Annotated in this window: 13 protein-coding genes; 8 read left to right on the top strand and 5 right to left on the bottom strand. The window is 63.0% G+C overall.

Features of this window, described 5'->3' with window-relative positions; genetic code table 11:
- Nucleotides 1-7 precede the first annotated feature (7 nt).
- From VJ464_27740 to VJ464_27755, 4 genes are read left to right on the top strand one after another with little or no spacing between them, the layout of a single operon-like run.
- A complete protein-coding gene (locus VJ464_27740; GenBank protein HKQ08946.1) occupies nucleotides 8-2,446 on the top strand; it encodes a transglycosylase SLT domain-containing protein in 2,439 nt (812 codons plus the stop codon).
- A gap of 12 nt (nucleotides 2,447-2,458) precedes the next feature.
- Complete coding sequence (locus VJ464_27745) at nucleotides 2,459-3,442, top strand: ion channel (protein HKQ08947.1); 984 nt, start codon at nucleotides 2,459-2,461, stop codon at nucleotides 3,440-3,442.
- Between the two features lie 56 nt (nucleotides 3,443-3,498).
- Entirely contained in the window at nucleotides 3,499-4,581 is a 1,083-nt protein-coding gene (locus tag VJ464_27750) for a glycosyl hydrolase (GenBank protein ID HKQ08948.1), read from the top strand.
- A 43-nt stretch (nucleotides 4,582-4,624) separates the two neighbouring features.
- Nucleotides 4,625-5,317: a lipid-binding SYLF domain-containing protein gene (locus VJ464_27755; GenBank protein ID HKQ08949.1), complete on the top strand. Its 693-nt coding sequence runs from the start codon at nucleotides 4,625-4,627 to the stop codon at nucleotides 5,315-5,317.
- Between the two features lie 113 nt (nucleotides 5,318-5,430).
- On the opposite strand, the gene VJ464_27760 is transcribed toward VJ464_27755, so the two are convergent.
- Nucleotides 5,431-6,171 (bottom strand): cupin domain-containing protein, encoded by a 741-nt coding sequence (locus tag VJ464_27760; protein ID HKQ08950.1) that lies wholly within the window; start codon nucleotides 6,169-6,171, stop codon nucleotides 5,431-5,433.
- An 80-nt stretch (nucleotides 6,172-6,251) separates the two neighbouring features.
- Nucleotides 6,252-7,415 (bottom strand): N-methyl-L-tryptophan oxidase, encoded by a 1,164-nt coding sequence (gene solA / locus VJ464_27765; protein ID HKQ08951.1) that lies wholly within the window; start codon nucleotides 7,413-7,415, stop codon nucleotides 6,252-6,254.
- Between the two features lie 79 nt (nucleotides 7,416-7,494).
- Here solA and VJ464_27770 point away from each other — a divergent pair, with 79 nt between their 5' ends.
- Nucleotides 7,495-8,784, top strand: a complete 1,290-nt coding sequence (locus VJ464_27770; GenBank protein ID HKQ08952.1) for a sigma-70 family RNA polymerase sigma factor — start codon at nucleotides 7,495-7,497, stop codon at nucleotides 8,782-8,784.
- A gap of 15 nt (nucleotides 8,785-8,799) precedes the next feature.
- On the top strand, nucleotides 8,800-9,597 hold the full coding sequence (locus VJ464_27775; protein ID HKQ08953.1) for an ankyrin repeat domain-containing protein: 798 nt from the start codon (nucleotides 8,800-8,802) through the stop codon (nucleotides 9,595-9,597).
- A 22-nt stretch (nucleotides 9,598-9,619) separates the two neighbouring features.
- Here VJ464_27775 and VJ464_27780 read toward each other — a convergent pair whose 3' ends face one another.
- The 3 genes from VJ464_27780 to VJ464_27790 are packed head-to-tail and all read right to left on the bottom strand — an operon-like array spanning nucleotide 9,620 to nucleotide 13,880.
- On the bottom strand, nucleotides 9,620-11,827 hold the full coding sequence (locus VJ464_27780; protein ID HKQ08954.1) for a S9 family peptidase: 2,208 nt from the start codon (nucleotides 11,825-11,827) through the stop codon (nucleotides 9,620-9,622).
- Nucleotides 11,828-11,854: 27 nt separating this feature from the next.
- Nucleotides 11,855-12,721 carry an SDR family oxidoreductase gene (locus VJ464_27785; protein HKQ08955.1) on the bottom strand — a complete coding sequence of 289 codons (867 nt, stop codon included), beginning with the start codon at nucleotides 12,719-12,721 and terminating at the stop codon, nucleotides 11,855-11,857.
- Between the two features lie 7 nt (nucleotides 12,722-12,728).
- The gene (locus VJ464_27790; GenBank protein HKQ08956.1) at nucleotides 12,729-13,880 is read right to left on the bottom strand and encodes an aminotransferase class I/II-fold pyridoxal phosphate-dependent enzyme; all 1,152 of its coding nucleotides are present in this window, start codon (nucleotides 13,878-13,880) and stop codon (nucleotides 12,729-12,731) included.
- A 218-nt stretch (nucleotides 13,881-14,098) separates the two neighbouring features.
- On the opposite strand from VJ464_27790, the gene VJ464_27795 reads away from it, so the two are divergent.
- Nucleotides 14,099-14,962, top strand: a complete 864-nt coding sequence (locus VJ464_27795) for a dienelactone hydrolase family protein (protein ID HKQ08957.1) — start codon at nucleotides 14,099-14,101, stop codon at nucleotides 14,960-14,962.
- A 151-nt stretch (nucleotides 14,963-15,113) separates the two neighbouring features.
- Entirely contained in the window at nucleotides 15,114-15,701 is a 588-nt protein-coding gene (locus VJ464_27800; protein HKQ08958.1) for a Uma2 family endonuclease, read from the top strand.
- The last annotated feature ends 110 nt before the right edge of the window (nucleotides 15,702-15,811 follow it).

Consider the following 15,811-nt stretch of genomic DNA (forward strand, 5'->3'; position numbering starts at 1 on the left):
CAGGGGTATGATGTTCCGATTGCCGTTTGTTGTTTTCGTCCTTCTCCTTATCCTTGCGACCGCCGTCGGCGCGCAGAGCTTGCAGGCGCGCGCCGACCAGATTCGCGCCGCGATGGACGTGCGAGACTTTGAGCGCGCCGAACAACTGGTCCGCGACCTGCGCGCCACAACGCCCGCGGCCTTTGCCGCGAACAACTATGATTACTTGCTGGCGCGGCTTGCCGAGCGGCGCGGCGCGCGGGCCGAAGCCACGACCTTGTATCTCGGTCTGCTCAATCGTAACTCGGTTGTGGCCGAGTATGCGCTCTGGCACCTGGCGGCGTTAGCGCGAGCCGCAAACGATCTCGCGCTTGAGCGGCAATACCTGACGCGCTTGCTTGCGGCTCACCCGGCGAGCGCGCTCGTGACCACGGCGCGCAGCCGTTTGATCGATAGCCACCTCGAAAGCGGCAACGCCCGCGACGCCATCGCCATGCTGCGGCCTGCGGCTTCACCTTCGGGTGGACACGGCCGCAGCGCGATGGCGCGGCTCGGGCAGGCGTATGCGAAGCTCGGCGACGCGGCAACGGCGCGCGCGACTTTCAATCAACTGGTCGGCGCGTCACGCGACGATTCGGCGCTGGCCGCGTCGCTCGGGCTTGACGGGCTCGACCGCGCCGCTGATCTCAAGCCCAACGAGTTCGAGGCGCTGCGCCGCGCCCGCATTTATCTCTTCAATCGCCACTGGTCGGAGGCGCGCGCCCACTTGCTCGACATCATCGAGCGTTTCCCCGACAGCCTCAACCGCGCCGAGGCGGTTTATCAAACCGGCTACACCTTTTATCGCGAAGACAAATTTGACGACGCCATAAAATGGTTCGAGCGCGCTCACACAGAGTTCGCCGCCAAGAAGGAAGGTGAGCAAGGTTACTATTGGGTGGGAACGGCATTGCAGAAGGCGCTACGCTATGAAGAGGCGGCGCGGCGCTACATGGAATTCATCACCGCCTACCCGGCCAGCGACCTGATCGAAGGCGCTTACCGCAACGTCGTCGACTGCCTGCGCTTTGCCGGCAAAGACGACGACGCCATCCTCTGGTCGAAGCGCATCGAAGAGCGCTTTGCCAATCAGCCGCTCGCCACCGTCGGCTTGTTCAATCGCGCCAAGATCGAACTGACGCGCGGCAATTTCGAGGCGGCCATCGCGCTCTTCACGCAAGTGGCGGCGCGGCCCATCACGCCGAAACTGGTCAGCGCGCCGATTCGCGGCGAAGCGTCGTTTATGCGCCTGGTCGCTACGGAGCTGGCCGGGCGCTTGGAGGAAGCGGCGCGCGCTTACCTGGCCATACCCGAAGATCGCGACAATTACTTCGGCCACCGCGCCAGTCTCCGCTTGCAAGCCCTGGCCGCTACCGACGAAGGGAGGCGAATCATCGAGCCGCTGGCGCGCGGTTATCGCGATCAGGCGCGCGCCGCCTTGCGGGCGTCGCGCTACACGGAAGCGAAAGACGCAGCGACACAGGCGCTGCGACTGACCGGCGATGAAACGGCGCGGCGTGATCTGCTCGGCATCCTGCGCGCCTGTTACAGCCAGCTGCCGGCTTACAACATCGGCGCGCGCTTTCGCTTGATTCAGGCGGCGCGGCCTGCGCTTGCGGCGGCGTCAACGAATGCGGATGCGACCCATGCGCGGCTCGCGGCAGAGCTGACTTTTCTCGGCTTATATGACGAAGGCGCGACCGAGCTAAGGCTCGGCGGCTTCAGCCCCGCGCGTGCCGCAAGCGAGAACGATTCGGCGGACGAAGGCTCGCCGCGCACGGCTCAGGGCGCCGCGCCGGCAGGTGATACAGGTTACAGTCTCGCCGTCTACAGCAACCGCGGCGATCAGGCATGGCTCGCCATTGCTTTTGCCGAGCCGGTCGCCGGCACGATCCCGCAAGATTACCGCGTCGAGCTGCTGCCGCGCGACTTCGCCGAGTTGCTCTACCCTGCGCCTTATCGTGATGCGCTCAACCGCTACGGCGAGGCGAATCACATTGACCCGCGGCTGGTCCTGTCGCTGGCGCGGCAAGAGAGCCGCTTCAACCCGCGCGTCAAAAGCCCCGCGGCGGCGCGCGGTCTCGTGCAGTTCATTCAGGAGACGGCGTTGAAGCTCGCTGGCGAAGAAGGCATCAAGGGCTTCGAGCTGGACGACGTTTATGATCCGGACGTCGCCGTGCGCCTGGCCTCGCGCTATGTCGGTGACCTGTTGCGGATGTTCCCCGACAACCCTTACGCGGTGGCCGCGTCATACAACACCGGCGAGGCGAACGTCGAGCGCTGGATCTTTCGCTCGCGCGCCAGCGACGTGGATCGCTTCACGGTCGAGATCGCCATCCCCGAAACCAAGGATTACGTCGCCAGGGTGATGAGCAATTATTGGGCTTACCTTCAGCTCTACGACCAGTCGCTCAACGCGCGACGGTGACGCCAGGCAAAGATGAGCAAGCCGATCCAGCCCATCATCAATCATGAGGAAGTCAACCGCGACCTCGGCTTCGGCGCGGTCGTCGCGCGCGAGAGCCGCGAGCGCTTGTTGAACCCGGACGGCAGCTTCAACGTCGCGCGGCGCGGCTTGAGCTTTTGGGCGGCGCTCAATCCCTATCACACGCTGCTGACCATGTCGTGGCCGCGCTTCCTCGGCGTCGTGACGCTCATCTACATCGCGACGAACATCGTCTTCGCCATCGCCTTCATGCTCTGCGGCCCCAGCGCCATTAGCAATCCGCCGGAGGTCGGGCTCAGCAATCAATTCCTGCGCGCCTTCTTCTTCAGCGTTGATACGCTGGCGACCATCGGCTATGGCAACATCAGCCCGACGGGCGTCGCCGCGCATACGATTGTGACCATCGAGGCGCTGGTCGGCATCCTCGGCACGGCGCTGATCACCGGGCTGGTCTTCGCGCGCTTCTCGCGCCCGAAGGCGCAAATTATCTTCAGCCGCGCAGCGGTCATCGCGCCTTATCGCGAAATCACCGCCTTCATGTTCCGCATGGTCAATGCGCGCTCGAATCAGATCGTCGAGCTGAATTGCAAAGTCTTGTTTGCGCGCTTCGAAGAAGAAAACGGCCAGAGCATTCGCCGCTTCTACCCGCTGGAGCTTGAACGCGACCGCGTCGTCTTCTTCCCGCTGAGCTGGACGGTGGTACACCCGATAGATGAGAGCAGCCCGCTTTACGGGCTGACCGACGACGAACTGCGGCGCAGCAGCGCGGAGTTCTTGATTCTGCTCACCGGCATGGACGAGACCTTTTCGCAGATGGTTCACACGCGCTCGTCTTACGCCGCTCATGATCTCATCTGGAATGCGCGCTTCGCCAACGTCTTCAACCGTCGCGTCGGCCAGGAGATGCTGACCATTGATGTGCGCCGGCTGCATGACATCGAGTCGCTCGACGTGGCAGAGGCGGCGCGCGAGGCGTAAACGCGCTGGCGCGCGCAGCAGAGATCGATGATTTTCTGATCGAAAGGCGAATGCGCATGAAACCTCTCAACACGGCACCGACAGCCTTGCTTCTCTTGTTGCTGTGCATCCCGGCCGCCGCGCAATGGCGCACGCAAGCTGGCAATACGACGGCGGACCTGCGCGGCTTGAGCGTCGTCAACTCCCAGGTCGTCTGGGCGAGCGGCTCACAGGGAACCTTCACGCGCACGACAGACGGCGGCGCGACCTGGCAGGCGGGCAAGGTGCCGGGCGCCGAGCAGCTCGACTTCCGCGACGTCGAAGCCTTTGACGCCAACACCGCTTACCTGTTGAGCGCCGGCAAAGACCAGCTCTCGCGCATCTATAAAACTTCGGACGGCGGCGCGCACTGGGCCTTGCAGTTCACCAATCATTTGCCCGAAGCCTTCTTTGACGCCATAGCTTTCTGGGATCGCGACCACGGCATCGCCTTGAGCGACCCGGTCAATGGCCGCTTTGTGATGGTTGCTACAGATAACGGCGGCAGGACATGGAATGACGTGCCGGCGACCAACCTGCCGCCGGCAATAAACGGCGAAGGCGGGTTTGCCGCGAGCGGCACCTGTCTGATCGCCCAGGGCCAGGCGAACGCATGGTTTGTCACCGGCGGCGCGGTGGCGCGCGTCTTTCGTTCCGCTGACCGCGGGCGCAGTTGGACGGTGACGAGCGCGCCCCTTAGCAGCGGCGTCGAATCGGCGGGCATCTTTTCAATCGCCTTCAACGACGCCACGCATGGCGTGATCGTCGGCGGCGATTACCGCAAGCCGACGGAGGCCGGCGACAACATCGCCTTGAGTGATGATGGCGGGCGCACCTGGAAACTGAGCCGTGGGTCGCGACCCGCCGGCTATCGTTCGGGCGCGGCTTACGTTGCGCCGTTAACCGTGATCGCGGTCGGCACTTCGGGCAGCGATTACTCGACCGATGGCGGCGCGAGCTGGACACGGCTGGACGGCGAGAATTACAACAGCGTCGCGGCCCGCGCGGGCGTGGTCTGGGCGGTTGGGCCGCGCGGTCGCATCGCCAGGCTCGATGGCCTGCCCGGCGGGCGACGCTTGAGCGCCGCGAGGGCGACTGACAAGATCACGCCGGTAATGTAAAATTTGCTTCACCTGTGGACTATCAACCGTGGAGGAATAATCGATGAAATCTCTGCTCACAGCTCTGCTGTTGCTCGTGCTCATCTCCCCTCTGGCGTTGGCTGCTGGTAAGCGCTCGGATGAAGTGCAGCGCTTGGAGCGCGCCGCCCAGGTCTTCAAAGAAGTCATGGGGACGCCGGATAAGGCCATCCCCGACGACCTGCTCGACCGCGCCGAATGTGTCGCCGTCATCCCCGGCCTTAAGAAAGGCGCTCTCGGTTTCGGCGGCAAGTATGGCAAAGGCGTCGTCATGTGCCGCAAGTCGAATCGTCACTGGACCGCGCCGTCGTTCATCACCGTCGAAGGCGGCAGCGTCGGCTTCCAGATCGGCTTCTCACAAACTGATGTCGTCCTGCTGGTCATGAACCGCAAAGGCATCGATAAGCTGATCGGCGACAAGTTCACGCTCGGCGCCGATGCTTCGGTGGCCGCAGGGCCGGTGGGCCGCACCGCCAATGCGCAAACCGACGTGCAGATGCACGCAGAGATTCTCGGCTACTCGCGCGCCAAGGGATTGTTTGCCGGCGTCAGCCTCGAAGGCGCAACCCTGCGGCAGGATGCCGACAACATCCGCGACTTCTATGGCGAAGCCATTGATCCGCGCAAGATCCTCCTCGACGGCACGGTGGCCATGCCCGCAGAGGGCCGCCCGCTAGCCGCCGCTCTGGCGCACGAATCGCCGCGCAAGCAGAAGTGAGGAAGCGACGCGGGGACACGGTGACGCGGGGACGGGGAGACGCGGAGACGCGGCGAGGGAAAAATAGATGATAGTTATCGATCTTTCTTTCCCCGCGTCTCCGCGTCTTTCTTTTATGCTTCATCATCGTAGCGCGTCGCCGGACTTCCCGAAGGATGAAAGACGCCGAGCAAGCGGACGTTTGTGGTGCCGGTGTTTTCAAGCGCGTGGCTGACGCCGCGCGGCAGGTAGATGCTCGAACCGGCTCGGAAGCTTGCGTCACCTGATTGCGTCCACACCCGCCCCTCGCCTTCAAGAATGTAAATCGCTTCTTCATAGGTGTGGTGATGCAACGGCGCGCGGCCTGGCGGGATGACGCCAATGAATTGCGTGACGCGGCTGGCGCCGGTTTCCTGATTGAAGAGCAGCTTGAACGTGCGGTCGCCGGTCGGAATCGATTTTTGATCCGCTTCGCGCAGGGTGCGCAACGGTTTAGTGTCGAGCGGCAGGGCGCTAACCGCCTCGACTGTTTGCGAATCGTCTTCGGGACAGCGCACGCTGATGATGACAAGCCCGCCGCGGCTGTCTATCTGGCAGGTGCTTGCGGGCGGCAGATAAACCGCCGTGCCCGGCGCGAGCGGGTAACGATGCCCGTCAATCAAACAAGCGCCCTCGCCGCTCGCGACATAAAGGACTTCTTCGGCAATCGGGTTGCGCCAGGCCGCCGATAGCCCTTCGCCATAAACGCTCACCGCCTGCGCGATGTCGCGCGCCCCCATCGCCCTGGACACGGGAATGCGATAGCGCCGCACGCCTTCTGTGTGTGTGTAGCCTTCGTCACTAATGACCGCAGCGCCACCATGCAAGCCTTCCATCTCGCCTCCTCTGGAAATGTGGCGCAATCTGTTAGATTGCGCGAAGCCCTGCGCAATCTAACAGATTGCGCCACCCCACTTCATTGCGCGAAGCGCGCCAGGCGGAATCGCCTGATGTCGTAATGGGTCCGACCGTTCAGCAACAAGTCGGCGGTGATACGGCCAATCACCGGGCCGAACTTAAAGCCGTGGCCCGAAAAGCCGGTCGCCAGCAACAGGCTTTCAATCTCTGTATGCCAATCAACGATGAAGTCTTCGTCCGGCGTGTTGTTATAAATACAGACGCGGGTTTCGCGCACCTCGGCGTCGGCAAGCCCTGGAATGAACTCGGCGAAGAACTCGCGACAGCGCGCGATAAACGCTTCGCCTACGACGGGCTCTTCGTCCATCTCTACGGCCTGGCCACGGTGATGATTGCCGATCTTTATGGCGTTGGCGTGATGGATCGGGAAGCCGTAAAAGCCGCTGCCGAAATCGATGAAGATCGGCAAGCGCCCGACGGCGAACGCTTCGTGATCGCGGCGCGGCTCGAAGTAGACGATCTCCTGGCGCGTCGTCACGAGGTGCGGGGCGAGCGCCGGCAACAATCGGCGCGTCCACGGCCCTGAAGCGACCAGAGCGCGCCTGCATTCCAGCGCCTCGCCCGTCTCTGTAAGGATTCTTACTTTCGCGCCGGCTGCCGATTCAATATCGGTGACACGAGCGGATTCGATGACCGTGACGCCGCGCCGCTGCGCCAGCGCGATCAGAGTGGTAACGGCGCGCTCGGCATGGGTGATTGCGCCGCTTGGGTCTAGCACGGCGTGGGCGAAAGCCGCGGGGTTGAATTGTGGGAAGCGCGCCGCGGTTTCGGCGCTCGTCATCATCTCGGCTTCAAGCCCCAGCGTCCGTAGCGCCGCCGCGGTTTCGCTTTCCAGCCGCGATTCGGCCTTGCCCATCAGCAGCAGGCCGGTCGGCGTCAGCAGATGCGCGCCCATCTCCTGTTCAATGGCCTGCCAGCCGGCGAGCGATTCGACCGCGAGCCCCGCATACAAGGTATCGGGGTAAGCGAAGCGGAAGACTTTGGAATGATCTGTCGAGGCGGCGCGCGGGTTGGGCAGCCGCGCTTGATCGATGAGGGCGACGCGCGCGCCACGGCCCGCGACTTCGCAAGCGGCAGCCGCGCCCATCACTCCCGCGCCGATGATGACAACGTCGAAGCCTTGCATAATGCGGCAGGATTTTATCACACGGCATGCCGTCATACATCGTCGCACCGATGCGACGCCAGAGCCCGTGCCTGTGGTAACCTTTTGCGGCGCGTTTGGGACTTTACTTTAGGCGATGGGCGAGAACAGCTTGACGACCGATTCGCACAGCGTTGCCGCGCTCGTCGAGCAGAGCCGGGCGGGTGACGCGGACGCTTTTACCGTGCTGGTGCGGCGCTTTCAAGACATGGCCGTCGGCTATGGCTATGCCCTGTTACATGACTTTCAACTCGCCGAAGACGCGGCGCAGGAAGCCTTCTTCGAAGCCTATCGCTCGCTCGACCAACTGCGCGAGCCGGCGGCGTTCGCGGGCTGGTTCCGGCGCATCGTCTTCAAGCAGTGCGACCGCATCATTCGCCACAAGCCGCCGCCGCCCGCGCCGCTTGAAGCATTCGGGATGCGAGCGACTGGCCCCTCGCAAGCCGAGGTACTGGAGCAGCGAGAGATGAATGAGCGCGTGCTCCGCGCTGTCGAGCAATTGACCGAACACGAGCGCGCGACACTGCTGCTCTTTTACATCAGCGGCTATTCACACAAAGAGGTCGGCGCCTTTCTCGGCGTGCCGGTGACGACGGTGAAGAAACGATTGCACGACGGGCGCCACCACCTGCGCGAGCGTTTGCTTGAGGTCTTTGAAGAGAACCTGCGCGAGCGCCGACCGTCGCGCGATGAATCGTTCGCGGCCCGTGTTATGGTGTTGTTGAAAGCCGCGCGCGCCGGCGACACGGCGGCGGTGAAGGCGCTGCTCGAAAGCGACCCGCGTTTGCTTACGGCGCGCGACCCGCTCGGCAACACGGCGCTCATCCTCGCGGTGAACTCAGGCCATTACGAAGTCGCTGAGTTGCTGCGCGCCGCCGGCTGCGAGCCGGACGTTTATGAGGCCGCCGCGATTGGCCACGCGGCGCGCGTCGCCGAGTTGATCGAGCGCGACGCGCGCGCGCTTGATTCGTACTCGCCCGAAGGCTTCACGCCGCTGATGCTGGCAGCCCACTTCGGCCACACAGAAGCGGTCGAGTTGCTCCTGGCGCGCGGTGCGAACGTCAACGCTGTCGCCCGGCACGAGATGCGCGTGACGGCGCTGCATGCCGCCTTATTCGGACGCCAGGTCAAAGCGGCGCGCCGACTCATCGAAGCCGGCGCCGACGTGAACGCGAAGCGTGCCGGCGCGGGCTGGCCGCGCGCCGGGTGGACGGCGCTGCATTACGCCGCCGGCTCCGGCTCTGTCGAGTTGATAGAACTACTCATCGCGCGCGGCGCTCAGTTGAGCGCGCGGGACGCTCAGGGACGCACGCCGCTCGACGTGGCGGCAGAGGAAAAACAACAGGCCGCCGAAATCATCTTGCGCAGGTTTGGGCCGCCTGAATGAAGCAGGGAGGAGACGATGAACGACAGATCGAAAGGCGGGGCCGGGTCGGAAACCAAACGCACAGGCAAGCAATTGATAACTGTGCTGCGGCTGGTCTGCTGCGCGGCGCTGGTTTTTTCAACGACGCCGGCGGCGCAAAAGGACAACAAGATGAGTGACGAATTCTTGACCGCTGTGACGAACGGCGACGCGGCGCGCGTCAAAGAGATGCTCAAAACGGACGCCGCACTTGCCCGCGTCACGGATAAGAACGGCACGTCAGCCGTGCTGCTGGCGACCTATCACGGCAAACGCGAAGTCGCCGAGGCGCTGCTCGCAACCGGCATCGAGTTGAACGTCTTTGAAGCGGCGGCGACAGGCCGGACCGACAGGGTTCGCGCCCTGCTCGAAAAAGCCCCGCGCTTAGTGAACACGTACGCGCCGGACGGATTTTACCCGCTCGGGCTCGCGGTCTTCTTCGGCCACGCGGAGACGACTCGGCTGCTCATCGAGAGCGGCGCGGATGTCAACCAGATAGCGCACAACGCGATGAAAGTGCGTCCGCTGCATTCGGCGGCGGCGGCGCGTCAGCCTGAGTTATCCAAGTTACTAATCGCCCGCGGGGCGGACGTGAACGCGGCACAGCAGGCGGGCTTTACGGCGCTGCACGAAGCCGCCGCCACCGGCCAGATGGAACTCGCGCGCTTGCTCCTGGCGCACGGCGCGCAGATCGACGCCCGCAGCGACGCCGGCAAGACGGCGCTCACCTACGCGATTGAAAACGGCCAGACGGAGATGGCTAAATTCCTCGAATCCGCCGGCGCAACGCGGTAGTAAAAGCGTCGCCGCGTCGCGCTTATGGCTTGCGGTCGGGCTTGCCCTGCGGATTGCGCGGCGCTTTCTCGTCGTCGTGCTTTTTGTCCATCATGCCGGGACGGTCGCCGAGGGCTTCGGGCTCGCTCACCAGCCGCCTGCCGGTCTTCGCCTCGAACACCTGATTGCGCAAGAACTGCTCGGTCGTCCACGGCGGGCCGCCGCCGCCGAGGTACTTCTGGAACCATTCGAGGTGCGCCGTGTAGTAGAGCGCCATCTCGTACCAGCTCGGCCAGTGGCCGGCGTTGGCGTAGATGATCAGGCGCGACGGCACTCCCATCTTTTGCAGCGCCGTGAACATCTCAAGCGACTGCGTGTACGGCACGCGGTAATCGCGCTCGCCGCTGATCACCAGGCACGGCGTCTTGAAGTTCTGCACATAATTCGACGGCGACCACTTCTCATACAAATCCGAATTCCACGGCTGGCCCTTCAAATCCCACTCCGGGAACCAGAGCTCTTCGGTCGCGCCGAACATCGCTTTCAGGTCGAAGAGACCCATCATCGTCGCAATCGCTTTGTAACGATCCGTGTGGCCTTCGACCCAGTTCATGAAGTAGCCGCCATACGACCAGCCCATTGCGCCCATGCGGTTGGCATCAACGTACGGCAGCTTCTGTAGCGCGTCCGTGACTTTCATCACATCTTCATAAACCTTGCCGCCCCAGTCGCCGGAAATCTCAGCCGTGTAATCCTGGCCATAGCCGGTCGAGCCGTGCGGGTTCGGGAAGGCGACGACATAGCCCGCGCCGGGATAGACCTGCCAGTCACCGCGAAAGGCGTCCGACCATTGCGACTGCGGCCCGCCATGCACGTTGATGATCAGCGGATACTTTTTCGACGGGTCGAAGTTGTGCGGCTTGACGACGAAGACGTGAACCTTTTGGCCGTCGGCGCCTTCGACCCACATCTGCTCTGCCGGGCGAATGTCGACTTCGCTGGCGAGCGCCTCGTTGATGTTGGTGAGTCGCACGGGCGTCGTCGCCGCGCCGTTGCTGATGTTCGCGCCATAGATTTCGACCGGCGAGCCGACGGCGCTGCGCGCGTAGACCAGGCGGCCGCCATTAATGTCTGAGGCGAGAATCGTCGCGTCCGTGAGCACCGGCTTGATGGCGCGCGAGTTGATGTCGAGCCGCTGAATCGGCTGATTACCTTTGAGCGGGCCGGAGAAATAGATCGTCCGCGAATCCTCCGCCCACTGATAATCTTCGATCCAGTCGCGGTAATCTTCGGTCAGCACGGTTGACTGACCGCTCTTGCGATCATAAAGCGCCAGGCGGAAGAGGTCGGATTCATAAGCCGGCTGTCGCTGCATGCGATAAGCGATGTAGCGGCCATCGGGCGAATACTTGGGGCTGCCATCGAAAGCCGGGTTCGACGCCGTGATGTTGCGCGGCGGTGCCGACCGGTCTTTTAGCGAGATCAGCCAGAGATCGTTGTTGGTCGAAGATGCAGGAGTCTTATCGTGGTTTGAAACGTAAACGAATTCCGCGCCGTCCGGCGAGAAGTCGTACTGCAAGGGGCCGCCGAGCTGAAAGGTCGGCGAATCGTAATCGCCCGGCGTCAGGTCGCGCACGCCGCCCGATGCGACGTCCGCCAGAAAGACGTGGGTGCGCATCCCGTCTTTCCAATCCGTCCAGTGGCGATAAAGCAGCGAATCGGCCATGTGCGCCTTTAGCGGGCCGTTCGACCAGGCTTCGGCGATGCGCTTGTTGCAGGCGTCGTCGCCATTGCATTCGGGATAGACATCGGTTGAGAAGGCGAGCCATTTGCCGTCAGGCGACCACAGCGGGTCGGCCACCCCGGTCGAGATGTTGGTGACGCGACGCGCTTCGCCGCCTGTAGCCGCCATTACATAAAGATTCGGGCTGCCGTCGCGGTCGCTGATGAAGGCGATCCAGCGACCATCGGGCGAATAGACGGGCGAGCTGGAGCTCTTGTCGCCCTGCGTGATCTGCCGGGCATTGCGCCCATCGGCATCCATCAGCCAGATTTGCGTCAGCCGTTTGGCGCGCGCCAAATCCGAGGTCGAAACCGTGTAGAGAATCGTCCGGCCATCCGGCGACAGATGCACGTCCGGGATCGCTTTGACGCGGTAGAGGTCTTCGATGCTGAAGGCGCGCTTTTGCGCCTGCGCCGCGCCCAGCGGCAGAACCAGTAAGAGTGCCAGTAAGATCAGTTGTCGTTTCATGAGAATCGCTCCTTGTCGTGCTGCGGATCAATGATTGACCGCGTCAGCTTTCAAACCGGTGAGCCGTGCGCTTTCGGCCCACAATCGTTGCGCCACGTCGTCGTCCCGCGCTTCGGCTGACGGCAGGACTTCGGCGCAGCGGACGAAATACTTGCCGGTGGTGGCTTCGACCGCCGGCGAGCTGGCCAGATAAACGGAAGTCTGCGCGCCTTTTTCGGGACTCATCGTAACGAGCTTGATGATCGCTTCGAGGGGTTTCGGCAGGGCGCGAAAGATGCCGGTGGCGACCGCGCCCGGGTGCAGAGAGTTGACCGTCACGCCCGTGCCCTTGAGCCGCCGCGCCAGCTCGCGCGTGAACAGGATGTTTGCCAGCTTCGAGTGACAATAAGCCCGGACGCCGCTGTACTGCTGCTCGCCTTGCAGGTTGTCAAAGTTGATGTGACCGCTGGCGTGCGCGCCCGACGCGACGTTGACGACGCGCGACGGCGCGCTCCGCTTCAGCAAGTCGAGCAGCAGGTTGGTCAGCAGAAAGTAGCCGAGGTGATTTGTGGCAAACGTCGTTTCCAATCCGTCAACGGTCGTCGCGCGCTTACGCAGATAGACGCCGGCGTTGTTGACCAGCACGTCCAAGCGCGGGTGCGTCGCTCTGAACTCATGGGCAAAGCGATGAATGTCAGCTTGCGATGACAGGTCGCAAAGCATCAGCTCGATGCGGTCATTGCCGGTCGCCTGTTTAATCCCCGCCATCGCGGCTTCGCCACGCGCGCGGTCGCGGCAGACCATCACGACTTGCGCGCCCTGCCGCGCCAGCTCAAGCGCCGTGATACGGCCTATGCCGCTGTTGGCGCCGGTGACGATGCAAACTTTGCCCTGCATATTCGCGGTGTCGCTCATAGGGTGATCAATCTCCCAGCGCCTGCTCGAAATCGGCGATCAAGTCTTCGGGCGCTTCGATGCCGACCGAAACGCGGATCAGGCTGTCGGAGATGCCGAGCCGCGCCCGGTCCGCCGGCGCCATTCCCGAATGCGAAGTGGTTGCGGGCCGCGTGATCAACGTCTCGACGCCGCCGAGACTGGGCGCGACGATGGGCAGATGGACGCGCCTGGTGACGCGGTCGGCGGCCTCGATGCCGCCCTCGACTTCAAAGCTCAGCACCCCGCCGAAACCGGCGAACAGCTCGCGCGCCCGACCGTGTTGCGGGTGGCTCTCAAGCCCCGCGTAGTTGACGTGCGTGACCCGCGGGTGCTTCTCCAAAAACTGCGCCAGCCGCAAGGCGCTGTCGTTTTGATAGCGCACTCGTAAGGCCAGCGTCTTCATGCCGCGATGCAGCAGGAAGGCGGCGTGCGGGTCCATCGAGCCGCCCAGGTGGTTGAGCTTGTGCGTGATCTTTTCGATTAAGTCGCGGCTGCCGACGACCGCGCCGGCGACGATGTCCGAATGGCCATTCAGGTATTTGGTGCCGCTGTGCAGCGAGAGATCAAAGCCAACCTCTGCCGGGCGAAAGTTGATCGGGCTGGCGAAGGTGTTATCAATGATCGTCACCAGGCCGTGGGCTTTGGCAAAACGCACGACCGCCTTCAGATCGGCGACCTGCAAGGTCGGGTTCGTCATGGCTTCGACGTAGATGGCGCGGGTGTTGGGCCGCAGCCGGGCTTCCCACGAATCCGGGTCGTCACCGATGAAGTCATAGCTGAGGCCGAAGCGCGCGAAGTCTTTGGTCAGCAGGTCGTGCGTGCCGCCGTAGAGACAATCCTGCGCCAGCAGATGATCGCCTGCCCCAAGCACTGTAAGCAACGTTGTCGAAATCGCCGCCATGCCGCTTGCCGTGACCAGTGCGGCTTCGGCGTTTTCGAGCGCCGCCAGTTTCTCGTGCAGCACCTGGTGGTTCGGGGTGTTGTTCAGGCGAATGTATTTGATGTCGTGATAACTGGTCTCGCCGGCGTACTCGAACATTGCCGATTGAAAGATCGGCATGGCCACCGCGCCGTGGATGCGCGGCGAGACTTCGCCGGCGTGAATGATCTTGGTTTCGATGCGGTCGTATTCCGCCATGACTTCTCCTCCAGATGAATCTGCGCAGGCCGCTGTTGAAGACAGTAAGCCGCGACGGGCGTGAAATCAACCCCGATGATAGAATGGATGCGCGATGCCAGGCAATCAGTGGCCTCGATGGCTTTCGGCGGCGCCAGGCCCCGGCCATCGAGTGTTGCGTGGCAGCGATGACTTTGATGCTCAAAGATGCCGGATTCTTTTGAAGGGGGCAGATCAGAATGAGAAAGGCTTTCGTTGTTGTCGTGGGGGTGTTGCTGGCGGCGGGCGCGGCCTACGCGCAGGACTCGCACGCCGCCCACGCCGAGCACATGACGGTTTCGATGATGGCGCAGGACTGGGCCAAGCAGAAGCTCGACAAGTCGCCGCGCCATCAGGAATGGGTGCAGGTCAAGCAGGGCAGCCGCACCGTCAACGCGTTCATCGTCTTTCCCGAAGTGAAGAAGAAAGCGACGGCGGTGGTCGTCATTCATGAAATCTTTGGCCTATCGGACTGGGTGCGCGGCGTCGCCGATCAACTGGCCGAAGCCGGTTACATCGCTATTGCCCCCGACTTGCTGTCGGGCATGGGGCCGCAGGGCGGCGGGTCGAGCGAATTTGCCGACCGCGGCGCTGTCACCCAGGCGGTCCAGAAGCTGCCTGCGGATCAGGTGACGGCGGACTTGCAGGCGGTGGCCGATTTCGTCGCCAAGCTGCCGGCGGCCAATGGCAAGGTCGCGGTAGGGGGCTTCTGCTGGGGCGGCAGCCAGACCTTCCGCTTTGCCACCAACCGGCCCAGCCTTGTCGCGGCGTTCGTCTTCTACGGCACAGGCCCGGACAATGCCGAAGCCATCGCCCGGATCAAAGCGCCGGTCTATGGCTTCTATGGCGGCAACGATGCGCGAGTGACGGCGACGGTGGCCAAGAGCACGGACCTGATGAAAGCGGCAGGCAAGAAGTACGAGCCGGTGACCTATGAAGGCGCAGGCCACGGCTTCATGCGCTCGGGCGAAGACCCGACCGCAACCGATGCCAACAAGGAGGCGAACAAGAAAGCGCACGACGAAGCCTGGACGCGCTGGAAAGCCATCCTCAAGAAGCTCTGAGCCGTGACTGATACGGGCGAACTTGCCGGCGAATGCCACCACGTCGAAATCGGTTGGGCTCCACTCGCCGGTAAGTTTGCTCGTCACCGCGTGTCAAGCATGGTTTTGAAGTTTGTTTGACAAGCTCGCGACTGGTCATACGATAATCCTGATGATGGCCGCATACCCGAAAGATTTTCCGCGCCACCACTACACGCTGGAGGAATACTTTGCCCTCGAACATGCCAGCGACGCGCGCTACGAATACTGGGATGGCGACATCCTCTGCATGAGTGGCGGCACCGCGCGCCATTACACAATCAGCGACAATCTTTTCCTCAAATTGACAAGCTTAGTGCAAGGCCAGAATTGCCGAGCATTCAGTGGCGCTGTGCCGATTCAAACGCCGTCGTTACCGCCTTACCGTTACCCTGATGCCAGCGTCGTCTACGGCAAGCCGGTCTTTGTCAACATCAGCGGCATTGACGCGCTGACCAATCCCATTCTCGTCATCGAAGTCCTCTCGCCCGGCACCGAGCAGTTTGATAAAACGGCGAAACGGGACGCCTACCAAAAGCTTGCGAGTCTCAAGGAATATCTGATCGTTGCCCAGGACGCACCGCACATCACTCGATACCATCGTCAGGGCCGCCGCTGGCTGCGCCAGGACTTCAGCGACCTGAAGGCATCGCTTGACCTCACCTCGATCAACAATCAGATGCTGATTGCCGACATCTATGCAGGCATCACGTTCGATTAACCTGTCGGGCGCGGCAGCTTGAGCTAGCGTCGCCGCTCATCCTCTTTCAAACCCTCTGATCGCTCACCGCAGCAAGGCGGGCAACCTCTTCGCCGCGTCTACATCTAACG

This window comes from Blastocatellia bacterium (assembly GCA_035275065.1).
Taxonomy (GTDB): domain Bacteria; phylum Acidobacteriota; class Blastocatellia; order UBA7656; family UBA7656; genus DATENM01.